This is a genomic window from Streptococcus sp. HMSC066F10 (assembly GCF_001813805.1).
GTDB classification, from domain to species: domain Bacteria; phylum Bacillota; class Bacilli; order Lactobacillales; family Streptococcaceae; genus Streptococcus; species Streptococcus vaginalis.
This window is the reverse complement of record NZ_KV813991.1, coordinates 95546-118075: the sequence shown is the minus strand read 5'-3', so window position 1 is coordinate 118075 and position 22530 is coordinate 95546. Positions and strand designations below refer to the sequence as shown.

Sequence of the window (22530 nt, the reverse complement as noted above, 5' to 3'; positions counted from 1 at the left end):
AAAAGTAAAAGGAGTTCCACATAATGGGAAAACATTCTGGTAATCGTTCTGTACGAAATCGTATTCGTAAGAGGAGACAACGGCGTGCTATTATAAGCTTCATCTTATTGGTTGTTCTGGTTATTGCAGGAACATTTATGTGGAAATGCTCTGGAACAAATCTGGCTAATAACCATACCAGAACTGCCACTTCAAAAGTGAGCAAATCTTCTACTTCTCAAGCAACTACTGAAGAAACATCTGGATCTAGTGAAAAAGTAAGCAAAGTGAAATGGATAAAGCAAGATCAGCCTGTTAAATTCCCTATTTTGATGTACCATGCGATTCACAATATGGATCCTTCTGAAGCAGCAAATGCTGGTTTGATTGTCTCTCCTGAAACGTTTGAAAGTCATTTGAAAGCTCTAAAAGACGCTGGCTATTATACTCTCACGCCAAAGGAAGCCTATAAAGTTTTGACTGAAAATGTCCTTCCGAAAAATAAAAAAGTCGTTTGGTTGACCTTTGATGATAGTTTGAGAGATTTTTACACCAATGCTTTCCCACTTCTTCAAAAATACCAAATGCGGGCAACCAATAATGTCATTACTGGTTTTGTCGAAAATGGGCGCGAGGATATGCTGACGCTTGAGCAAATCAAGGAAATGAAGCAAAAGGGAATGTCTTTTGAAGATCATACCGTTAATCATCCGGATTTATCCCTTTCAAGTGCAGAAACACAAACGACAGAATTGCAAGCTTCTAAGCAATATCTAGACAGCAACCTGTCACAAAACACAACGACGGTTGCTTATCCTTCTGGACGTTATAGTGAAACAACGACACAGATTGCTGAAAGCCTCGGCTATAAAATGGGGTTAACAACCAACAATGGACTAGCTTTTCTTAATGACGGACTTCTAACCCTCAACCGTGTCCGTGTCAATCCAACAACGACTGCACAAGACTTATTAAATGAAATTGCTACAAATTAAAGAATAGGACTTGGCTCAAAAATGAGCAAGTCCTATTCTTTTTTCTTTTGTGCTAATTTCTCACGTTCCAAGCGAAATTTTCGGTTCGGATTGAGTTTGTTAAAAAGTTTTTCGAGTTTTTCTTCATTCCAAACGTCAGCTGCAGAAACGAAATTGCCATTTTTATCACGAAAGGATATTGGTTTATCACCCATAAAATCGCTCCTTTTTAGTCTACAAATTCAAATTCAAATTTGCCGATACGAACCAAGTCACCATCTTTAGCACCACGCGACCGTAATGCTTCGTCTACCCCCATACCACGTAGTTGCCGTGCAAATTTCATGACAGCCTCCTCACGGTCAAAGTTCGTCATGGTAAAGAGTTTTTCCAACTTATCACCAGATAAAACCCAGACAGCGTCATCATCGCGTGAGATTTCAAATGCTGGAGTATCTTCATCAAAGCCATAGTAGGCTTCTTCTTCCATTTCGGACTCATCATAAAGCAGAAATTCAGGTGTTTTATCAAGCAATTCTGCAGTTGCATCCAAAAGCGTTGACAAGCCTTGTTTCGTCAAACTTGAAATTGGAAAAATCTGTGGCAGTTCATCAAATTCATCATAATTTGCTACTAATTTTTCTTTAAAGACTTTTAGATTCTCTGTACTCTCAGACATGTCCATTTTATTAGCAACAATAATCTGTGGACGTTCCATTAAGCGAAGATTGTAGGATTCCAATTCCTTATTGATAGCAAGATAATCTTCGTAAGGATCACGTCCTTCACTAGCTGACATATCAATGACATGCAAGATGACACGAGTTCGCTCAATATGGCGAAGGAATTGTGTTCCAAGTCCTACACCTTGGCTGGCTCCTTCAATCAAGCCAGGCAGGTCTGCCACAGCAAAGGATTCACCGGACTGCGTCCGAACCATTCCAAGATTAGGTACAATAGTTGTGAAATGATAAGCGCCAATTTTCGGCTTAGCAGAAGTAATCACACTCAAAAGAGTTGATTTCCCAACAGACGGAAATCCGACTAAACCGACATCTGCCAAAATTTTCAATTCCAACTGGAGTTCACGTTCTTGACCTGGTTCACCGTTTTCAGAAATTTCTGGTGCTGGATTTTTAGGCGTCGCAAAGCGAATATTGCCACGACCGCCACGACCGCCACGAGCTACGACGAACTTTTGCTCATTTTCAATCAAGTCTGTCAGGATTTTCCCTGTTTCAGCATCACGAACGGTTGTCCCTTGTGGTACATGAACAATCAAATCTTCTGCACCACGACCGTGCATTCCCTTGGTCATTCCCTTTTCACCAGACTGAGCCTTAAAATGACGATTGTAGCGAAAATCCATCAAAGTGCGAAGCCCTTCATCTACGACAAAAACAACATTGCCGCCACGACCACCGTCACCGCCCCAAGGTCCACCATTTGGGACATACTTTTCACGGCGGAAAGCTACCATGCCATCACCGCCATTGCCAGCCTTGACTTTTATCTTAGCTGTATCCAAAAACATACTCATATTTTTCTCTTCTCTCGTTTTTCACTCTAAAAAAACGCTCTTTCAAGCGTTTGAGGATTAGAAATTGCTCAAAGCACCAAGTGCACTTGCAAAGATTGCTCCAACCGTTACCAATAACATGATAACAACTACAATCAAAGTCAATTTTTCAAATCCTGTTTTTTTCCGTTGTCCATTATCACCAAAAGCCACGATATTACCTCTATGTATTTAATTTACTCTTCTAATTGTAACATGAAGAAGATAGTTTTTCAAATGATAGCTGAAATAAAAAGATTACAACTGAAAATCCCTACAAAGTAAAAATCCAACAAGCTTCCTGCTGGATTTCAATGTCAATCAGCGTAACCGTTTGGATGTGTCGAATGCCATTTCCAAGCTGTCTCGATAGTCATCTCCGAAAATAGCAATTTTTTAATAGGTTATTTCACTAGACCAATCGATTCAATAAAACGCATAAAGGCGATTTGACCTTCTTTTGTGTACTTGTAAACACCTGCATCTTCCAAGACACGTTTGAAAATCTGACCGACCGAAGCACGCACAATTGATTGAGCTGATTCTGCCGTTATATTTGAATGGCTAGCTTTTAACTGTTCAGCCCACACTTGATGATAAGGAGCCACTTCTTTTATTTGCCCCAAAAGAAATTCTTCAACTTCTTTTAACTCATTTTTCAAACGAGATGGGAGAATTGCCAAGCCCATGACCTCAATCAAGCCGATATTTTCTTTCTTGATGTGTTGAACATCTTTATGCGGATGATAAATACCATCTGGATATTCTTTTGACGTTTGATTGTCCCGAAGAACCAAATCTAACTCAAACTTACCATTTTTTTGACGTGCTATTGGAGTAATCGTATGATGTAGTTCACCATTTGACTCAGCTAAAATCTGAACAGTCGGATCGGAGTAACTGCGCCATTTCTGTAAAATTTTATCCGCCAAATCTACCAATGCGGATTTATCAGTTGATTGCAACCTTAAAACCGACATGGGCCAGTTGACAATACCAGCTTCTACATTTTCAAAACCTGCAAAGATGAAAGTTTTGTCCAGCTCTGCCTTTTCCATAGGAAAAGTATGTCGTCCACCTTGATAATGGTCGTGAGTGAGAATGGAGCCTCCTACGATAGGAAGATCCGCATTGGAGCCTGCAAAATAACCTGGAAAAGTCTCTACAATGTCCAAAAGACGCGCAAAAGTACCACGGCTGATAGCCATAGGAGTATGTTTGCTATCTAAAAAGATACAATGCTCATTAAAATAAGCATAGGGAGAATACTGAAAGCCCCATTCTCGTCCGGCTAAGTCAAAGCGGATAATTCGATGATTCGCTCGCGCTGGATGATCTAGTCGCCCTTGATACCCTTCATTTTCAAAACAAAGCTGGCAAGCTGGATAGTGGCTCGTCTTGGCTTTCTTAGCTGCTGCAATTTCCTTGGGATCTTTTTCTGGTTTAGAAAGGTTGATCGTAATCTCCAAATCACTATATTCAGTCGGTGTTTGATAGGCAATATTCTTAGCAATGGCTTTGACCTTGATATAATCATTGCGCTTACTAAGCTCATAAAAATCAGCAATAGCTCGTTCAGGATCTTGTTCATAAGTTTGCCAAAATTGCTGATTGAGCTGACTAGGTGCTGGCGTGACTAAATTCATCAACTCTGCCCCAAGAATATCCTGTTCTGCAAGAGTTGAGCCGATTTTTCCAACTGCTAAAGCAACTTCTAGTAAATCATCTTTGAGATCAATTAAGCTGGTTGCTGCTGTCTCTTGCTTTGCAGCTTCTTCTCCAACCAGACTCATGACGCGATTTGTCAAATAAATTCGGTCGATTTCTGTAAAAGAGCTATTTGCTATGACCTCTGTTACAAAGGCATTCAGTAAATTTCGTGCCATTGATTTTCCTTTCTTTTATAGAAAGGGCTGAAATCCTCGTCAGCCCTTATTACTATTATGTAAAACGCTCGCTTAATCCAACACACGGCTGCCACCAGCGATTTCAGCAATATAGAAGCTCGGTGCATAACCTACGACTTCTTCATATTTTTGCCCAACATTTTTTTGAAAAGCTTCCACTGCATCTTTGCGAACCAAAGCAATGGCACAACCGCCAAATCCTGCTCCTGTCATGCGAGCGCCCAGCACTCCTTCTTGCTCCCATGCAGTATGAGCCAAGGTATCTAACTCTAATCCTGTGACTTCATAATCATGTTCAAGTGAGACATGAGACGCATTCATTAAGCGACCGAATTTTTCCAGATTGCCAGCTTGCAAAGCAGCTTGAGCTTGAAGTGTCCGTTGATTTTCCAATACAGCGTGACGAGCACGTTTGAGTCGATTTTCATCTTGAATTAAGTAGCTGTATTCATCAAAATCCAACTCATTTAATTCACCCAAGGTTGCAATAGAGAGTTTTTGCTTTAATTCCTCGACTGCTTTTTCACACTCTGCACGGCGTTCATTGTACTTGGAGTCTGCTAGTTCACGACGCTTGTTTGTATTCATGATGACAACCACAGTGTCTTTGAGATCAAGCGGTACCAACTCGTATTCGAGCGTGTTAGTATCTAAGTAAATTGCCCGTTGATATGCTCCCATGCCAATGGCAAACTGATCCATGATTCCAGAATTAACACCGATAAATTCATTTTCTGTTTGTTTACCAATTTTTACTAAATCTAAACGCTCTAATTTTAAATCAAATAGTCTCTCTGCAATTATTCCTGTTAGTAGCTCTAAAGAAGCCGATGAAGAGAGACCTGAACCATTTGGGATATTTCCAAAAACATAGACATCCATCCCTTTATCAATGACATGTCCTGCTTTTTGCAAGAAATGAAGCACCCCTTTCGGATAATTCGTCCAATTATGCTCTTTTTCAAAACGAAGATCTTCTAGCGGCACCTCAATAATCCCTTTGTCTTCAAAATTTGCTGAGTAAAAACGAAGTAAATTATCGTCACGCTTGCGCGCCACTCCGTAAGTTCCTAGCGAAATAGCTGCAGGAAAAACGTGACCACCATTGTAGTCTGTATGCTCACCAATTAGGTTAATGCGACCCGGTGAAAAGAATGTATGATCTGCTTCTGTTCCAAAAACTGTTGCAAAATCTGAACGTAATTGTTGAATAGAAAGACTCGTTGACATAAAAGTCTCCTTTTGTAATCGTTTTATTTACTTCTATTATATCCCTTTAAGGAATGAAAATCAATAACTTTACTAAAATTTTACTCACCATTTTACTTTTTGTAAAAAATATATCCGAGAGTCAAAATCTTGCCTCATTTCTCTATACTCATCATATAAAGCTTGTCCACATGATGCATCTGTCAAACTAAATCCAACTATATCAAAGAAAACCTTACAGCTGAATTAGTTTATAAGATACAGTTTTAGAAGTTCGAAAGTTTATTTTTATATCTATTCAAAGGTGACGGCCCGGCCGTTTTCTGTCGCACTGTAGGTCAGGTCCTTGAGATTGATGACCACTTGGGCTGTCACAGACTGGTCTGCATTGCTACGGACAATCCGGAGACTATTTTCATCCAGTAGATTCACTTCAATAGTGCCATCTAGGTCAAAGGCAGCAGACTGATTGCGGTAACTGAAAAGTTTGAGCAAGGCTTGCACAACTGGACGCTTGACTTCTTCAGCAATCTCCTCATTACTGTAATAATGACGGTTGATATTGCGGCCTTCCTTAGTGTTTTCTAGCAGCTCAAGGTCATTTTTCCCAGCTAAGAAACCAACATAATAGACCTGTGGAATTCCTGGAGCAAAAGCCTGAATCAGACGACTAATGAAGTACTTCTTGTCGTCATCGCCCAAGGCTGAGTAGTAAGTCGAGTTAATCTGGTAAATGTCCAGATTGTTGTACTCAGCTGAGGAATACTTACGCTTGACATTAGCCCCAACCTTATATAGTTCATTGGTTGCAAAGTCAATTTCTTTATCAGTCAGAATATCCTTAACATCAACAACCCCAATACCATCATGAGTATCCAGTGTTGTGAATTGCTTCATAGGACTCATCTCAAGCCACTTGACTAGACGCTCAGCTTTACCACTGTATAGAGAATAAAGAGTTACCATCGGCAGCGCAAAATCATAGACAAAGTAGCCATGCTCTGCAATCTTGAACTGGATAGAATAATGCTCATGAATTTCTGGTAAAATATCCGTCCCAAACTCAGCAGCTTGCTGCTGGACTTTTTCTAAGAGATCCCAGATTTCTGGCTCAACAAAGAAATCATTGGTATCTAACTTTTTGACTGCATAGGCAAATGCATCTAAACGAATCAGATCACAGCCATGCTCTGATAGTTGACGCAATGTTTTCTTGATGAAATCATTAGTTACCTGACTGCGAACATCTAGATCAATCTGCTCTTCACCAAAGGTGTTCCACAGATACTCGGTGCTTCCATCTGCAAAGACGATTTCCTGCTTAGGCGCCCGATCCTTACGTTTATAAATCAAATCAACATCAGCTTGCGTCGGACGATTTTCTGGCCAAAACTTATCCCAGCTGAGAAAGAGGTCACGATACTCACTCTGATCCTTCTTTTCCTGAAAATCCTTATAATACTTGGACTGGCGTGAAATGTGGTTAATCATAAAGTCAAACATGAGATAATATTTCTCGCCCAGCTTTTCTACATCCTCCCAGTCACCAAAGGCTGAATCAACCTCTTCATAGTCTACTGGGGCGAATCCCCGGTCACCAGTTGATGGGAAGAAAGGAAGCAAATGCACTCCTCCAACCGCATCCCCAAAATGCTTTTCTAAATTGTCATATAAATCTTTTAAATTCTCCCCCAAGCTGTCTGAGTAAGTAATCAGCATGGTCTTATTTTGAATAGCCATAGTCTTCTCCTCTAAAATCTTGTCTTATATACTCTTTCCCGTGCGCTGAATAGAACACGCCCTAAGCTCTGTGCGAAAGATGAATCTTCCAAGATGCTGAAGCTTCTTTTTCAGATTCCCTATTTTCCACAGCCGTTACTAATTCTGTAGTTTACGGATGTGGTTGCCTTTGTATACATTGTGAGCTTTTTACAGTCTTTGTATCTTGAACTTACTTCACTGCTCCGTTGCTCATTCCAGCAATAATGTTGCGCTGGAAGATGAGATAGACGATAGTTATGGTGATAATCCCAACAACATAAGAAGCAAAGCTTGGTCCATAATCATTAAAGTATTGACCTGTGTAGTTATATTGGAAGAGTGGCAGAGTCCACATCTTGGAGTCTTTATTGAGTACCAAGAGAGGAAGCATGAAGTCATTCCAGAACCAGAGGGCATTGATAATCATGGTTGTCGCATGCATGGGTTTCATCATAGGAAAAATAATCTTAAAATAAGTTGTAAACTTTCCAGCACCGTCAATTTCTGCTGCCTCATCCAGACTGTCCGGAATGGAAATCTTAATGTAACCTACATAGAGAAAGAGAGTCTGTGGAACAGCGTAAGCCAGATAGAGGATAATTAATCCCCAAGTGTTAGCTAGACCTAGCTTACTCATCATAACTGTAATAGGAATCATGATAACTTGAAAAGGAACGAAAATCCCTAAAATCAAGAGCGTATACATAATACCAAAAGCTTTTCTCTTAGACATATTACGTGCTATAGAGTAAGCAGCCATGGGAATAAAAATCATGACAACAGCCAAAGATACAACCGTGATTACAATTGAATTCCAATAGTAGCCTCCGATACCATCAGCCAAAAGGCGTTGAAAATTCTCTAAGGTCGGTTGAGTCGGAAATCCGAAAAAATTATTAACGATGTCTTTGGTAGACTTAAAGGAACTAAATATTGTTGCTAAGAGTGGAATTAAAATGATAATAGATCCCAGTGTTAGCAAGATATATTTACTGAAATTAGCTTTTCTTTCTGCATTTTTCATCAGGTTTCTCCTCTTAGATTTCAAATTTCTTAGATACTCTCAACTGGATAATAGAAATAACCGCAATCAAGAGGAACAAGATAACTGCAATGGCATTGGCATAACCAAATTGATTGCTCTTAAAGGCATAGTTGTATACCAGAAGTCCTAGAGAGGTGGTCGCATTATTCGGACCGCCGCCTGTCATGGCAAAGACCTGGTCAAATGCTGTCAAACCACCTTTTAGAGCCAAGATAAATACCATGGAAACGCTTGGTAGGAGATAAGGAAGTTCCACCTTCCAAAAGATTTGTTTGCTACTAGCTCCATCAATTCGAGCTGCTTCTGTTATTTCAGCAGGAATTGACTGTAGACCAGCTAGAAAGATGATAATAGGCATAGCTACCCCTTGCCAAAGCAAGACGAAGATTGCTGCAAAGATTGCGCCACCATTTGTTCCTAGTAGGCTGGTTTTAAGAAATTCAATTCCTAAGGCATTCCCTATAGCTGGCAACCCGTAGTTAAAAAGTTGCTTAAAGATAAGAGCCACAGTCAATCCAGATAGGACAGCGGGGAAGAAAAACCAAGCTCGGAAGAAAGTTTTTCCCTTTATCTTCGAGTTGAGAGCTCGCGCTATCCAGATTCCCAGCATAATCTCACCAACCACCATACAAATAGTAATGATCAATGTAAATCCTATCGCGTTCATAAACTTAGGATCGCTCATGAGGAGCATAAAGTTATTGAGTCCGACAAACTTATAATTATAGGTCAAACCAGTCCAGTTTGTCAGGCTGTAGAAGGCACCCTGAAACATGGGCACATAAAAGAATACAGCCTGTAGTACAAGGGGAACTATGACAAAGAGCCAGCCCCAATATTTCTCAATCAATTTTTTCATAGTAGATCTACTCCTACTCTACGTCTGCTTTCATCGGATTGAAGAAGGCATTTAGTGCTTTCGCCATATCCTCTTTGTTTCCAGTTGTAATATAGTTCCCGGTCAAGGTATAAAAATCACTTTCACTGGTCCAGTCTTGAGCTAGCCAAACGAGGTGTCGGTCTGTAAATGCTAATTCAGCAAGACCAGCTAGCGGTGCATCTGAACCTGCTTCCTTGACACCTTCAATAGCTGTTGGTGAGCCGTCCACATCATAATATTTCTGCATAACTTCTGGACGTGACATATATTCAACAAAAGCATTGGCTTCTTTCTTGTGCTTACTACTTGACGAGATAGACCAAGCTAGGTCTCCCGCTCCAATGGTCAAGCTTTGTCCTTTTTGCTTTCCAGGGAAAGGGAAAGTTCCAACATTAAACTTAGGATCTTGCGCATTGATTGCTGTGATAGCCCAAGAACCATTTGGAGTCATCAGGGCATCGCCTCTAGCAAAGGCACCGACAACATCAGTATAGCCTGCTCCCTGCCAGTTGGTCTGCATGGCCCCTTTTTTGCGGAATAAATCTAACAGCCTGAAATCATCTTTAAGCACTGAATCTGAAGACTTGATGGCATTTGGCTTGGAAAAACGTAGGTAATCATTCGCTTCCTTACCACCTCCTGTAGAAGTGGCAAGAGCTAACTGATGATAACCATTCAAGGTCCAAGTATCTGCTCCTGCAATGGCAAAAGGTGTTTCCCCTTTTGCTATAATCTTATCAACTAATTCCTCAAATTCCTCCCAAGTCTCTGGAACTTTCAATCCCAGTTCTTTAAATTTATCTTTGTTGTAATAGATACCGTATGCATTAGCAGTATAAGGAATATTGTAAATCTTTCCATCTATCGCATATTTATCTGCGTAATGATTCTTAACTCGCTTAATATAGTCTTTGTCAGATAAATCTTCAAAGTACCCAGCCTTAGCCCATTCTTGCAATTCGATAGACTGGGGATAGATATTGACAACATCTGGGATATCTCCAGCCAGAACGCGCGTTTTGAGTACTTCCCCAGCATTAGGGACGTTTACCACTTTCACATGCACATTCGGATTTTCTTTTTCAAAGTCTTTAGCAATCTCACGAAGGGTATCAACCATTTCACCCTTTTGATTGAAGTACTCAATCGTTACCTTACCATCTGTCGACTCCCCTTGGTTGCCGCAAGCTGATAGACCCAGAAGGGTTAGTCCTGCTGTTACTAAGAGACCAATTTTTTATACCATTTCATTATTCCTTCTCCTTATTGCTTTTTAACAAAAACATACTGTTTACTGAGGAAATCTCCTTGAGGGAGAACAACGGTCAAACCAGCATACATCAACTCTGCACCTGAATATAGTTGATTGGTACCTTCCAGTGAATAGAGCGCATCCTCTTCTAATCCTTTGAGTTTTAGTGTGGTTTCTATCTCTTCGACAGTTGCTAAAACCCTTACATAAGTTACAACCGAGTGTTCTTTGTAGTTGAACTGCACCGCTGATTCGTTGGAACCTTGACTCGGATTAATTAATCGAAATTGCTGACCGAATTGAATAATTCTGCGAATAGATTTATAATGAGCAACTTGAGCTGCGATTTCATTCAACTCTTCTTGAGGAAGACTGGTCAGATCCAATTCATAACCCAGATTTCCCATCATAGCAACGTTACCTCGTGTTTCAAGAGGTGTAATCCGTCCCACCTGATGATTAGGTACAGCTGACACATGGGCACCCATTGAAATAGTCGGATAAAGATAAGAAGACCTATATTGGATTGACAAGCGAGCTATGGCATCGGTATTGTCACTAGCCCAGACTTGAGGGAAATACCGCATCATACCAAGGTCATTTCGGCCACCGCCACCTGAGCAGGACTCAAAGAGAATATTCTCATATTTCTCTGTCAAATATTTTACAATTTCATAAAGCCCCAAGATATACTTATGCGACTGCATTTTGGTCGCCAGATAGTTAGTGCCATTCCCAAGATTGGTAATATTACGATTCATATCCCATTTTATGTAGTCAATATCGTGCTGACTCAACAGCTGATCCAGTGTTCCTTTGATATAGGCTACCACATCTGGATTAGCATAATCCAATACGAGTTGATTGCGAGAGTAGGTATGATCCCGATCAGGCACTTGAATAGCCCAGTCTGGATGTGCCCGATAAAGCTGACTGTCTACGGAAATCATTTCTGGCTCAACCCATAAACCAAATTGCAATCCTCTGCTATGAACTTCTGCTATGAGCTCCGTCAAACTGCCACCTATCTTATCTTCATTGACAAACCAGTCGCCCAAAGCCCGATTGTCATCAAAACGGTTGCCAAACCAGCCATCATCGAGAACAAAGAGCTCAATACCAACTTTCTGTGCCTCATCTGCTAACTCTAGCAACTTCTCTTTTTTGAAATCAAAGTAAGTTGCTTCCCAGTTATTGATTAGAATTAGCCGCTCTCGCTTCGCAAAAGCTTTAGGAATGATATGCTCTTGAACAAAAGCTTGGCTCTCATGACTAAGACCAGTCAAACCCTGAGCCGAATAATTCAACAGAGCAACAGGACTATAGAAAGTCTGCCCCGCTTCCAGTTTCCAAGCAAAGTTATCTTCATTGATACCGATACCTAGCCGAACTTCACTCAACTGATTTTGCTGAATCCAAGCTTCAAAGTTTCCGCTATAAAGGAGCTGAATTGCCCAAACTTGACCGGCCTCTTCCGTCGTTTCACTATCACAAAGGATAAGGCTTGGAGTCTGCGCGTGACCAGAAGCTCCTCGGTTGGAAGCTATTTTGAAAATCCCCTGTTCTAGCTTGTGACGACGAACTGTTTTTTCCCTAGCATAAGCTCCCTGTAAACTAATCACATCATAAGCACCTGCCGGCAAATCTGTCATTAAGCTCAAGTTCTTATGTATGACTACTGTCTCTCTACCGATATTTTCCAGCTTAGTAAAGGTTGCAATGGTATTGCTATCCTCAAAAGCTGTGTAATAGAGAGTGAGGCGTAAGTGAGCTACTGTATCCTCTAAAATAAAGGCCAGTGTTTCTGCATCTTCTGTACTGTGAGGGCTAGGCAGTCCTGGAACTTCCAAACCTCCCTTAATCAGCTGACTTTCAACAAACCGAAAATCTGTTACTTCATTATTAGCATGTTGGACTTGCAGAGAAGGTTGCCGGAAGTCTCCTAAACCATGCTGCCCCAAAACCTGCCGCTGGGTATCTAAGCTAAAACTCCGCTCATTCGACTTCGGATTACCAGAAAAAGCATGATCTCGCTCAAATACTGTATTGGAAAAATGATAGGATTCGATTTTTCTGCCTAAGTGTTTAAGCAAAAGGTAGCCATCCCTTTCCTCGATGATAAGACTGGAATCTTTTGTATTGATGTAGAATAGATGCTTGTCTATTTTGATAGCCATTTCTGAACCTCCATATTTACTAATATTTTACCTTTTGAAATCGCTTCCTAAAATAGAATTATGTTAGGGAAATATGGTAAAATGTTAGGTGACAATAAAAAATACAATACTATTTCTAATGTACGGAGATGTAAAAAGTATGCTTATATTTTCTGAATACCAGACGGGAACAATTGATTTATTATTAGACTTTTACGGCTATGAGGATTGCCAGCCGAACTATTCTTTCGGGCCTGCTATTCGTGACGGTTTCGTCCTTCATTTTATTACAAAAGGCAAAGGTGTCTTTCACTATAAAGGAGAACAAATTTTCCTGAAAGCTGGTGATTTATTTCTACTAAAACCAAACGAACTAACTTACTATAAAGCAGATTTTGAAGATCCTTGGTCCTATTATTGGCTCGGAATTAGTGGAACAAAGGTTTCGGATTATTTTAACTTATCAGAAATTGGCAAAACAGGATTTCTAAGAAATTCAAGTACTAGTCCTACTGATAGTTTGGGAAAGTTTATTATAGATATTATTCAAGAAGCTGAACATTCCCAATCTACTATGTTAAGTCATTTACAACTTCTCGCCATGCTCTATGAACTACTATTTAAACTAGGGAAACTCGCACCAAACCAACAGCTCCTGAAACAACAAAATTCCACTTATCAGTTGTATATAGATACCAAACGTATTCTAGAAACTCGCTATCCGCTTGAACAACTGAGCATTCAAGGTATTGCTAATGAACTAAATGTCAATCGCAGCTATTTGACAACCATTTTTAAAGAATACAATGGACTCTCTCCCAAAGAGTATCTGCATTATATACGCATGCATCGAGCTAAACAACTCCTCGAAAGCACCCGTGAGCCTATCCAATTTATCGCCTATTCTGTCGGTTTCTCAGATCCCCTTTACTTTTCAAAGGCTTTTAAAAAATATTTTGGCTTTTCACCCAGCTCATTTCGAGAACAAAGTTAAGTTTTACTAAACTTAACTTTGATATTTACTATTTTTTGAGTTATAATTTATGTAGACAGTAAATTAAAAAGGACCAAATCAAATGGCTACGATTAAGGATATTGCTCAGGCTGCTGGTGTCTCTCCGGCTACGGTCTCTCGCGTACTCAACTACGACCCTGCCATGTCAGTCAGTGATCGCACCCGAAAAAAGATTTTTGATATTGCAGAAGAATTAGAATATAAAAAGACAAAGCGAAGAGACAAACGATATTCCCAAAACCGCAGAATTGCGATCGTAGAATGGTACACAGAAGAGGAGGAACTAGACGACCTCTACTACTATGCCATTCGTCTTGGGGTAGAGAAAAAAGCCCAAGAGTTGGATTATGATGTTATGCGCTTTTTCAATAATGAAACATTAAATCATCTTGAGCAAATTGACGGCATCATCGCGATTGGAAAATTCAGCCCTCAAAAGATAAAGGAGCTGGAACTCCACACAGAGCAGCTTGTTTTTATTGATAGCAATACACTTACCTATGGACATAGCTGCGTTACGACAGACTTTGAAAATTCCGTTACAACTGTTTTGAACCACTTCTTAGAAAAGGGACACCGACAAATTGGGCTGTTAGTGGGGCAAGAACAAACTTCTGACAAAACCACTACCTTATCTGATCCACGCTTGGTAACCTTTAAAAATTATCTAACCGAAAAACAACTTTATCAGGAAAAATACGTTAAAATAGGAAACTTTTCATCTGAATCAGGTTATTCTATGATGAAAGAATTGATTGAAAATTTAGGTGACCAATTTCCAACTGCATTTTTCATGGCAAGTGACGCCTTAGCTGTTGGCGCCCTTCGAGCACTTCAAGAAGCGGACATCCCTGTACCAGATCGTGTTAGTTTGATTGCTTTTAACGATACATCTATTGCAAAGTACGTCTATCCACCACTCAGCACGGTTACTGTCTTTACAGAAGAAATGGGCAGACAAGGCTTGCAACTGCTGCACGAGGAATTTCAACATCCTGGCTCGACCATTCCACGCATGGTAACACTTGCTACCACCCTAACCCTTAGAAAGAGCAGTTTATAGAAATGAAAACATACGAAATTTTATTTGACATTTTAAGTCGAGAATCTGACTATATCAGTGGTGAAAAATTAGCACAGGAGTTAGGAATTTCACGCACTTCTATCTGGAAAGCCATTCAACATTTGGAAAAAGAAGGCATTCATATTGAATCGATAAAAAATAAAGGCTATAAGCTCCTTTCAGGTGATTTATTGATTGCTGAGAAAATCGAAAAAACTGCTCCCATTCAAGTTTCCTTCAATCCAAACTGCAAATCCACTCAACTTGATGCCAAAGAAGGAATTGAAGCTGGTAAGCCTGCCAATACGCTCTATCTTGCTTCTTCTCAGACAGCTGGTCGTGGACGCTTTGGCAGAAGTTATTTTGCTCCAGAACAAGGAGGAATTTATATGACGCTTCACTTGAAGCCCAATCTGCCTTTCCCACAAATTCCCGCCTATACTATCCTGACTGCTGGGGCCATTTATAAGGCTATTAAAGATCTCACTTTAATGGAAATGGACATTAAATGGGTCAATGACATTTACTACAAGGACAAGAAAATAGCAGGCATTTTAACCGAAGCTATTACTTCTGTCGAGACGGGCTTAGTCACTGATGTGATTATTGGAGTGGGCATCAATTTCGCAATCTCTGATTTTCCGAAAGAGTTAAAAAATAGGGCTGCCTCTCTCTTCCACGAAAAGCAACCTATCACACGCAATGAACTCATTGCTGAAATTTGGAAAGATTTTTATGAATGTGATCCAGACGAGCTGGTTTACCTTTACAAACAACACTCCCTTGTCTTAGGTCGGACGGTCACTTTTTGCCAAAATGACAAAGACTACAAAGGAGTTGCCAAGGAAATATCAGATACCGGGCAGCTATTGATCCAATTAGATACCGGACAAGAAATGTGGCTAAACAGCGGTGAAGTTTCTTTAACAAGTTGGTAAATAAAAGAAGGAGATAAATTGAATAAACATCAACTTGTCTCCTTCTTTTTTCGGCACAAAATCAATGACCTTTGTGCTTTTCTTTGCGTTTTTGCTGTTTTAATTGGAATTTTCTATTTTGCATATATTCTTTTTGATCTTTCAATCTGGAACGTTTAGCTTGTTTATCTAACTCTTGTTGCAGTTTTAGTGCATCTTGTGATTTCGTTGAGCGTTTTTCACGCTTCATTTCTTTTTTTGCTAATCGCTGCAAGCGTTTGGGATTTGCACAATGTCTTTTTTTCTTTAGTGCAACAGCCGGGCTAAATTGTAGTTGTGAAAACTTCTGATTAACAAATTCCAAAACCTCGTTCATTTGGGGCTCAACTCCAAATGTCACCCGACAAACGGACAAACCTTGAGCATTTTCTTGCTCAAATAGGCCATAATAAAAGCCATTTTCAAAGTATATGGTCAATTCTAATGAAACATGTTCCATACAGCATCCTCCTTAAATACATTACAAAGAAGGGACAACCAAGGAGGAGGGTTACTGATAGTCGTGACCTACTTCAATTGTCATTAGAAAAACAAATCTAGCCTGTCACGAATATGTTCGGACTACCAACCGAAACTGTGTTTTTATCTTTGCACTTTTATTTTACAGCAAGCAGAATATTTTTTCAAATTGAAAAGAAAAGGTTGAGGATTTTCACCCCAACCTTTCTTGTTATTTTTTACGTTTGATATGTTTGTCAATTTCGTCCACTATTTTACCCATGACATAGCTCACCTGTAAATTGCGAATCACTAGAAGCGCCCAGAAAACGGCAAATAAATAGTGTCCTGACATCATTGCTTCGTTAAAAAAATACGTTTCAATTGCTGTGAAAAAAGCTGTTGTAAGAAATTGTTGTCTTGTCATGATTCTATTATAGCACGAAACAGCAGAAAAATCTAAATTCAGTCCTCTTGAACGGTAATTTTTTCCGCTAAGAAATCAAATCCTTCTGGAATGACCGTATTCTCTTTTTCTTCAGCTTGTGGTGCATTTTCTCCACGCGCTTTAGCCGAAAATTCAGCCCGAATCTCTGTCCAATCTGTCATAGAAACCGCCAAGATGTCTGGTGAAAATCCAGCAGCATTGCTTAATAAATTCCCAAACATGGTGTTGAGATTTTCCCGTTTCATGGTCTGTTCTGCATTAAAGCTTGACTCAAATGCAAGAATAGCGTGGTTTTCGTTAGCTGCGACGGGTTGTGAGCCGACTAAAAGTGCCTTATCTGCTCCGGCTAAACTTTCAATAATTTCTCCCCAAGCATTCTGCAACTTGGTTAAATTACTGCGAGCCAGGCTAGGATTTTCAACTGCTTCTTGCAGAATGGCATTCACTTTATGGCGGTCTACTCGATAACCCTTGCTTGTTTTGGCTGAGCGTGTTTCCTGTACTGGCTTACTAGGTGCGGAACTTGACTGCAAACTTGCCAATTGATTTTTAAGCTGGCTGATTTCTTCTTTGAGCGTTTCTATCTCGCCTGCTATATTGGAGGGTAATTCTGCTTTATCTTGCCCTTCTGCCAGTCGAATGGTCATCATTTCTGTATAAATCTTGGGTTGCAAGCTGTTCTTGATTTCCGCAAGGCTCTTCGTTGCAATCTCAATCAACTCAAACAATCTTTCCTGCGGAGTCTTGAGGTTTTCTAAAAAGCTTTCACTCGTATGCGTATTTTCTCCACCCGTTTTAACGATGAGCAAATCTCTGAAATATTGCAGCAGGTCTGTGACAAAGCGAGCCATATTTTTGCCGCTGTCGAATATGACATCAAGATTTTTTAATGCCACTGACGTATCATGCGCTAATACAGCTGCTACATAAGCGTCTAGCGCCCCTAGACTAATAGAACCCGTGATTTCTTCAGAAATAGCCGTTGTCAGCTGATTGTCTTGGGTTAGGCTGAGAGCTTGATCTAAGATAGATAGAGCGTCTCGCATACCGCCTTCTGCTCGTCTTGCAATAATCTGCACCGCTTCATTTTCAAAGTCAATATTTTCTTGCTGCAAAATCCACTCAATGTGCTCTACAATATCTTTGGTTTTAATCGACTTGAACTCAAAGCGCTGAACACGCGAAAGGATGGTTGCTGGTATTTTATGCAGTTCTGTCGTTGCTAAAATAAAGACAACATTCTCTGTCGGCTCTTCCAAAGTCTTAAGAAGCGCATTAAAAGCGCCTGTTGAGAGCATGTGAACCTCATCAATGATATAAACCTTGTGCTTCGCTAGACTGGGAGCATAAGTAGATTTGTCACGAATATCTCGGATTTCATCCACACCATTATTAGAAGCCGCGTCAATCTCAATGACATCTTCTAGGCTTCCTTCGGTAATGGCTTGGCAAATATAACAGTCATTGCAAGGCTCTCCATCCTTTTGGTTGGGGCAATTCATTGCCTTAGCAAAAATCTTGGCTACGCTGGTCTTTCCTGTCCCTCTGGGACCTGAAAAGAGATAGGCATGACTGATTTTATCCTGTTCAACTGCCTGCCGCAAGGTTGTCGCCACAACCTCCTGCCCAACTAGCTGACCGAAGGTTTGGCTTCTGTATTTTCGATATAAAGCTTGATACATTAGGCTTTGTCTCCAAACATTTCAAAATTCCAACTTGTTTTCTCTAGCAGGAGAGCCACAAAATTTTCCAGATATTCTCGGTCAATCTCATCATAATCTGCTACCAGATGAGAATCCAAATCCAGCACTCCTACTAAGCGGTCGTTTTTGACCATTGGTACTACAATCTCGCTGCGAGCTCTGCTATCACAGGAAATGTAGTTACCATACTGAGTAACATCTTCGACGATCACCGTCTGCCGTTTGGCGGCGGCTTCTCCGCAGACTCCTTTTCCCAGCCCAATATGTACACAGGAGACACCACCTTGAAAAGGTCCTAACACCAACTCGTTTCCGTCATAAAGATAAAAGCCAGTAAAAACGGAATGTGGCAAGGCTTGGTTTAGCAGAGCAGAGCTGTTTGAGAGATTCGCCAACGCATTGCTTTCGCCCTCTAGTAATGCTTCAAGCTGCGCTAAAAGTAATTGATAATTTGAAATTTTTTCTGATTGATTCATACTTTCTATTATATCAAAAAAACAGCCTCGTGACTGTTTTTTCGCAAGTGGACAAATCATTCTTCTTATTTCCTGTTCCAATACATAGAAATATCATCCCAAAAGTTCTTTACTAGCTGCTGGTGATAGACTTTAGGAGCGGTTGAATGTTTCACTTTCTGCCAAAGAATAGCAGCAACTTTTAGTTTTGGCTGAAAAGCAGCATTATTCTCATCAGCACAAAAGTCTTTGAGAAATTGATTCCATTGGCAACTAGCATTATCGTATTTTGCGTAAGTTGATTGTCCCTGATAAATGGCTAACATGTCTCGCAGAGTAAATCGGTCATTCCCCTCAGCTTTTACCTTTCGCCAAGCTGCCGCCATGTCCGCTGTAAACTTGAATGAACTGCTACCCGTCTGCTGAGCGAAAAACTCCCGAAATCGGGTATTAAATGCAAAACCACAAGTAAGTAAGGGCGTGTCTAAAGTAAGCTCTACATCTTTCTCTTTCTTAGTCTTTAAACGGACTTTCTTTTGAGCAACATTCCCTGCAAAATATTGTTTGATTTGTGCTTCTAGCTCTTTTTTGACCCCTGAATGCTCCTTCCCCAATCGTTTGCAAATGTCTGCCAATTCTGCACGATACCAATAATATTGAGAAAACTCTTGATAAGTTTTTATCGTTGTAAAATCCGGTCTATCCCGCATGATGTGTTTCCCTTCCCTCTTTTTCATAACCTATTATACCACCAATAAAGTCATTCCTCAAAAATGATAGATTTGTTAGTTTATAAAAAGTCGTTCGAGGGTCGGACGAAGTGAATCAATTTTGGTTGAGACAAGCCGACCCTCGGACAGGATAAATTAGTTTTGGTTTGTTCTATTCGCTCGGCGGACAGAATGAATTCCTTTTGGTTTTGCTTGTCCGCTCGGCGGACGGAGTGAATCTCTTTTAGTTTATCTTATCCGCCCGGCGGACAAAGTGAAATCATTTTGGTTTGTTCTATCCGCTCGGCGGACGGTGTGAATCTCTTTTAGTTTATCTTATCCGCCCGGCGGACAAGATAAACTTCCCTTTATAAACATAGAACAACAAAAAAGCTGGAAAATAAATTTCCAACTCTTAAGGGGTGTGTTGTTAAGAAACCATTTCTCCTGTGAGTACATTGATAGACTTGACAGCACCTGTTGTATCAGTATAGCTGACCGTCTTGTTTTCAGGATGATAGGTAAACTTTTCTAAGCTCAAACCATATTTAAAAGCAATTTTAATCATTTTTGCTCGGAAATCTTGCAGAGACAATCCATAGCTTGCTGCGCGTGCCTTTTCAGCTTCTTCTTCAGCATTAACTGTTGGTTTTTCAGTCCCTTCTGAATTTTCCTTTTCATCATCTACCTCTTTACTTGCAGAGTCGTCTTTCTTATCTTCTGGCTCTTCATTTGGTGCATAATTCTTGCCATCATCTGATTGGTTTTGCTTACCATGGTCGCTGTCATTACCAAAGCCATCATCAGAGTGAGGACGATCGTTTGGATTTTGCACATAATATTTCACCGTAGCAAGGAAATCTTCCATGCTATAACCCTCTGGCGCGTTGTAAAGACCTTCGTCAAACCAAGAGAGAGAAATATTGTGATAATGATCATGGTGCGGAATAATCAATTGCCCATTCTTGTAATCCACAACATAAGCCGTATGATATGGCATTGCCTCAACCGGAACTTTTTTAGCTGGTGTCACACGCTCATAGATTGCTTGTGCAGTCTCTTTTTGAGGTTGTTTTGGATCCGTACTTGGCTTCTCCTCTTTCTTTTCCGGAGTTTTCGTTTTCAGATACTCTTCCGTCGCTTTACGCTCAGATTCTGACAAATCATTCTTAGGAATATAGTGGCTGTGTGTCATGTGTGGAGCAGTATAGCCATCTCCTTCATCTTTAATCACATCATGTGGATCAAAGATATAACCGTCCGATGTTGCATAACGACCTACAGCTTTAGCTAATGCTACTTCATCAGCCGTATAAGCAATTTGCGAATTTGCTTTGCCTGCACGATCAGGGTGCACTTCGGCGGAGAGTTTCAAGACTTGGTCTAGCAAAGCCAATTTATCCGCATTCTTGTCTGCCACTTTTTGGAGCAAATCATTCACTTGAGCCAGTTTATCACTTGCATTTCCCTTTTCTTCCAGTGCTTTTCGGATAGACATCAACACAACTTTCGCTTTCTTTGCAAATTCTGTGTTTTGACCAGCAGAATCATTATCTGAACCAGTTGCTTTCACCATTTCAGCTAACAAAGCTTTTGCTTTCGCAAGCAGGCTCTCTTTCTCTTCTATGCCTAATAACAGATTTGAGTTGAGACCATTTATTTGCTCTTCAAAGTTTGCTTTTTGACGTGCATCTGAAACCTTCTCTAACAAAGCTTCTGCTTTAGCAAGGAAAGTTTTGATTTGCTCATCGCTAATTTCCGTTTCAGCAGATTCTTCTTTCTTCTCGTTTTTATCAGAAGTTTTGCCAGTATCTTGCTGATTTTTATCTGGTGTTGCTTGATGATCTTGTTGCGCTTGATCCGACTGCTTAGCTTCAGAATAATCCGCACCCGGCGTTATCATCTGCGCAATCTTTCGTTCCAAGTCAGACATTTTATTGTAATAGATAAAATGATAATGATTGCCGTGCGGAACAGCCACTCCATTAGAAGTCCGCTTTGTAATCTGTGCTGGGTCAAATACCAGACCGTCTGATTCTACATGCCGATAACTCAAAGGAGTCGCATACAATTGCCGCAGTAATTTAATGATTTCAGCTTTATTTCCGCGCTTCGTTTCAGTTTGTTTTGGAGCTGGTTGAGAAGGCTGAGTTTGCTGATTTCCTATATGATTAGACGTTCCCAGATTAGCAGGACGATAGTCCAACGATGGATGGTTCATTCCTCTGTTTGACCGAGGAATTTGACCTGAATTGGACGGATATTGTGGACGACTTTTGCCTGTTTTATTGTCCCAATAGTTTTGAGCAGCAGCTAACTCACTAGGAGACAAATCGCTCTTTGGAATGTAGTGGAAATGATTGCCATGCGGCACGATAAAAGCATCACCTGTATCCTCAATGACATCAGTTGGATTGAAGACATAGCCATCGTCTGTCGTATAACGACCTTGCGCACGAGCTTCTTTGACAGCTGTTGTTACAGTTCCTTTTGAGCCCTTATGCCCTTTCCTACTGTATTCTTCCCTTTGACGAGCAATTTCTTCTTTTGTCCGAACATTGCTGGTATGATTTGGATCTTTCAGATAAAGATAATACTTGCCATTCACCTTGATAATGTAACCGTCTTTTACTTCGTTGACAATATCAGACTGCTGCAAAGTGTAGTTTGGATCGCGCATGATCAGTTCTTCACTGATAATGGCATCGTAAGGAACTTTCCCATTGTAATAGTGATAATGATCCCCGTGAGAAGTTACATAGCCTTGGTCTGTAATCTTAACGACAATCTGCTCTGCATTGATTCCTTCTTTGGCACTTATTTCATCTGGAGTTAAATTCTCAGCCTTTTTCCCTTTTTCTTTGGACTTACTATCAACATAAGCCACACGATTGTCTGCTTTGCTAGAAACACTCTGATAACGCCCCAGCTCATACGCACAAATACTCAATGCAAGAACTGCAATAGAACCAATGATATATTTTTTCTTCATATTTCTCC

19 protein-coding genes and 1 pseudogene are annotated in these 22530 nt (G+C 40.3%); 4 read left to right on the top strand and 16 right to left on the bottom strand.

The window, feature by feature from the left end; translation table 11 throughout:
• Window positions 1–23 precede the first annotated feature (23 nt).
• Entirely contained in the window at window positions 24–974 is a 951-nt protein-coding gene (locus HMPREF2933_RS07725) for a polysaccharide deacetylase family protein (protein ID WP_024053107.1), read from the top strand.
• A gap of 32 nt (window positions 975–1006) precedes the next feature.
• Here HMPREF2933_RS07725 and HMPREF2933_RS10010 read toward each other — a convergent pair whose 3' ends face one another.
• The 10 genes and pseudogenes from HMPREF2933_RS10010 to HMPREF2933_RS07680 all read right to left on the bottom strand — a co-directional run bounded on the left by HMPREF2933_RS10010 (window position 1007) and on the right by HMPREF2933_RS07680 (window position 12742).
• Entirely contained in the window at window positions 1007–1168 is a 162-nt protein-coding gene (locus tag HMPREF2933_RS10010) for a hypothetical protein (RefSeq protein ID WP_003033070.1), read from the bottom strand.
• 14 nt (window positions 1169–1182) lie between these two features.
• On the bottom strand, window positions 1183–2493 hold the full coding sequence (obgE, locus tag HMPREF2933_RS07720; protein ID WP_024053106.1) for a GTPase ObgE: 1311 nt from the start codon (window positions 2491–2493) through the stop codon (window positions 1183–1185).
• 57 nt (window positions 2494–2550) lie between these two features.
• Entirely contained in the window at window positions 2551–2685 is a 135-nt protein-coding gene (locus tag HMPREF2933_RS07715) for a DUF4044 domain-containing protein (RefSeq protein WP_003024272.1), read from the bottom strand.
• A gap of 230 nt (window positions 2686–2915) precedes the next feature.
• Window positions 2916–4397, bottom strand: a complete 1482-nt coding sequence (galT, locus tag HMPREF2933_RS07710; RefSeq protein ID WP_024053105.1) for a UDP-glucose--hexose-1-phosphate uridylyltransferase — start codon at window positions 4395–4397, stop codon at window positions 2916–2918.
• A gap of 72 nt (window positions 4398–4469) precedes the next feature.
• Window positions 4470–5648 (bottom strand): galactokinase, encoded by a 1179-nt coding sequence (locus HMPREF2933_RS07705; protein ID WP_024053104.1) that lies wholly within the window; start codon window positions 5646–5648, stop codon window positions 4470–4472.
• 273 nt (window positions 5649–5921) lie between these two features.
• A complete protein-coding gene (gene gtfA / locus HMPREF2933_RS07700) occupies window positions 5922–7367 on the bottom strand; it encodes a sucrose phosphorylase (protein ID WP_024053103.1) in 1446 nt (481 codons plus the stop codon).
• A gap of 211 nt (window positions 7368–7578) precedes the next feature.
• Window positions 7579–8412 (bottom strand): carbohydrate ABC transporter permease, encoded by an 834-nt coding sequence (locus HMPREF2933_RS07695; RefSeq protein WP_024053102.1) that lies wholly within the window; start codon window positions 8410–8412, stop codon window positions 7579–7581.
• A 13-nt stretch (window positions 8413–8425) separates the two neighbouring features.
• Complete coding sequence (locus tag HMPREF2933_RS07690; protein ID WP_004224901.1) at window positions 8426–9292, bottom strand: carbohydrate ABC transporter permease; 867 nt, start codon at window positions 9290–9292, stop codon at window positions 8426–8428.
• A 13-nt stretch (window positions 9293–9305) separates the two neighbouring features.
• Window positions 9306–10564 (bottom strand): annotated as a pseudogene (locus HMPREF2933_RS07685) (extracellular solute-binding protein).
• A 12-nt stretch (window positions 10565–10576) separates the two neighbouring features.
• Window positions 10577–12742, bottom strand: coding sequence for an alpha-galactosidase (locus tag HMPREF2933_RS07680; protein WP_070672744.1), 2166 nt, complete (start codon window positions 12740–12742; stop codon window positions 10577–10579).
• A gap of 139 nt (window positions 12743–12881) precedes the next feature.
• Between HMPREF2933_RS07680 and HMPREF2933_RS07675 the strand changes: the two genes are divergently transcribed.
• From HMPREF2933_RS07675 to birA, 3 genes are all read left to right on the top strand, one after another.
• Complete coding sequence (locus HMPREF2933_RS07675; protein WP_003031194.1) at window positions 12882–13715, top strand: AraC family transcriptional regulator; 834 nt, start codon at window positions 12882–12884, stop codon at window positions 13713–13715.
• Window positions 13716–13797: 82 nt separating this feature from the next.
• A complete protein-coding gene (locus HMPREF2933_RS07670) occupies window positions 13798–14799 on the top strand; it encodes a LacI family DNA-binding transcriptional regulator (RefSeq protein ID WP_003031199.1) in 1002 nt (333 codons plus the stop codon).
• 2 nt (window positions 14800–14801) lie between these two features.
• Complete coding sequence (birA, locus tag HMPREF2933_RS07665; RefSeq protein WP_024053100.1) at window positions 14802–15737, top strand: bifunctional biotin--[acetyl-CoA-carboxylase] ligase/biotin operon repressor BirA; 936 nt, start codon at window positions 14802–14804, stop codon at window positions 15735–15737.
• 61 nt (window positions 15738–15798) lie between these two features.
• Here the strand turns inward: birA and HMPREF2933_RS07660 are convergent, their stop codons facing one another.
• From HMPREF2933_RS07660 to HMPREF2933_RS07635, 6 genes are all read right to left on the bottom strand, one after another.
• Window positions 15799–16215 carry a YjdF family protein gene (locus HMPREF2933_RS07660; RefSeq protein ID WP_024053099.1) on the bottom strand — a complete coding sequence of 139 codons (417 nt, stop codon included), beginning with the start codon at window positions 16213–16215 and terminating at the stop codon, window positions 15799–15801.
• 231 nt (window positions 16216–16446) lie between these two features.
• Window positions 16447–16641, bottom strand: coding sequence for a DUF3272 family protein (locus HMPREF2933_RS07655; RefSeq protein WP_003024260.1), 195 nt, complete (start codon window positions 16639–16641; stop codon window positions 16447–16449).
• A gap of 38 nt (window positions 16642–16679) precedes the next feature.
• A complete protein-coding gene (gene dnaX, locus HMPREF2933_RS07650) occupies window positions 16680–18344 on the bottom strand; it encodes a DNA polymerase III subunit gamma/tau (protein WP_024053098.1) in 1665 nt (554 codons plus the stop codon).
• Entirely contained in the window at window positions 18344–18841 is a 498-nt protein-coding gene (locus tag HMPREF2933_RS07645) for a GAF domain-containing protein (RefSeq protein WP_042754202.1), read from the bottom strand. Before HMPREF2933_RS07645 ends, dnaX begins: the two co-directional genes overlap by 1 nt.
• Window positions 18842–18906: 65 nt before the next feature.
• Entirely contained in the window at window positions 18907–19530 is a 624-nt protein-coding gene (locus tag HMPREF2933_RS07640; protein ID WP_024053096.1) for an SAP domain-containing protein, read from the bottom strand.
• 430 nt (window positions 19531–19960) lie between these two features.
• Window positions 19961–22522, bottom strand: a complete 2562-nt coding sequence (locus HMPREF2933_RS07635; protein ID WP_024053095.1) for a pneumococcal-type histidine triad protein — start codon at window positions 22520–22522, stop codon at window positions 19961–19963.
• Between the last annotated feature and the right edge of the window lie 8 nt (window positions 22523–22530).

Coding starts and splice junctions, on each gene's coding strand:
- HMPREF2933_RS07725 (WP_024053107.1), top strand. CDS start 24: ATGGGAAAACATTCTGGTAATCGTTCTGTACGAAATCGTATTCGTAAG.
- HMPREF2933_RS10010 (WP_003033070.1), bottom strand. CDS start 1,168: ATGGGTGATAAACCAATATCCTTTCGTGATAAAAATGGCAATTTCGTT.
- obgE (WP_024053106.1), bottom strand. CDS start 2,493: ATGAGTATGTTTTTGGATACAGCTAAGATAAAAGTCAAGGCTGGCAAT.
- galT (WP_024053105.1), bottom strand. CDS start 4,397: ATGGCACGAAATTTACTGAATGCCTTTGTAACAGAGGTCATAGCAAAT.
- HMPREF2933_RS07705 (WP_024053104.1), bottom strand. CDS start 5,648: ATGTCAACGAGTCTTTCTATTCAACAATTACGTTCAGATTTTGCAACA.
- gtfA (WP_024053103.1), bottom strand. CDS start 7,367: ATGGCTATTCAAAATAAGACCATGCTGATTACTTACTCAGACAGCTTG.
- HMPREF2933_RS07695 (WP_024053102.1), bottom strand. CDS start 8,412: ATGAAAAATGCAGAAAGAAAAGCTAATTTCAGTAAATATATCTTGCTA.
- HMPREF2933_RS07690 (WP_004224901.1), bottom strand. CDS start 9,292: ATGAAAAAATTGATTGAGAAATATTGGGGCTGGCTCTTTGTCATAGTT.
- HMPREF2933_RS07680 (WP_070672744.1), bottom strand. CDS start 12,742: ATGGCTATCAAAATAGACAAGCATCTATTCTACATCAATACAAAAGAT.
- HMPREF2933_RS07675 (WP_003031194.1), top strand. CDS start 12,882: ATGCTTATATTTTCTGAATACCAGACGGGAACAATTGATTTATTATTA.
- HMPREF2933_RS07670 (WP_003031199.1), top strand. CDS start 13,798: ATGGCTACGATTAAGGATATTGCTCAGGCTGCTGGTGTCTCTCCGGCT.
- birA (WP_024053100.1), top strand. CDS start 14,802: ATGAAAACATACGAAATTTTATTTGACATTTTAAGTCGAGAATCTGAC.
- HMPREF2933_RS07660 (WP_024053099.1), bottom strand. CDS start 16,215: ATGGAACATGTTTCATTAGAATTGACCATATACTTTGAAAATGGCTTT.
- HMPREF2933_RS07655 (WP_003024260.1), bottom strand. CDS start 16,641: ATGACAAGACAACAATTTCTTACAACAGCTTTTTTCACAGCAATTGAA.
- dnaX (WP_024053098.1), bottom strand. CDS start 18,344: ATGTATCAAGCTTTATATCGAAAATACAGAAGCCAAACCTTCGGTCAG.
- HMPREF2933_RS07645 (WP_042754202.1), bottom strand. CDS start 18,841: ATGAATCAATCAGAAAAAATTTCAAATTATCAATTACTTTTAGCGCAG.
- HMPREF2933_RS07640 (WP_024053096.1), bottom strand. CDS start 19,530: ATGCGGGATAGACCGGATTTTACAACGATAAAAACTTATCAAGAGTTT.
- HMPREF2933_RS07635 (WP_024053095.1), bottom strand. CDS start 22,522: ATGAAGAAAAAATATATCATTGGTTCTATTGCAGTTCTTGCATTGAGT.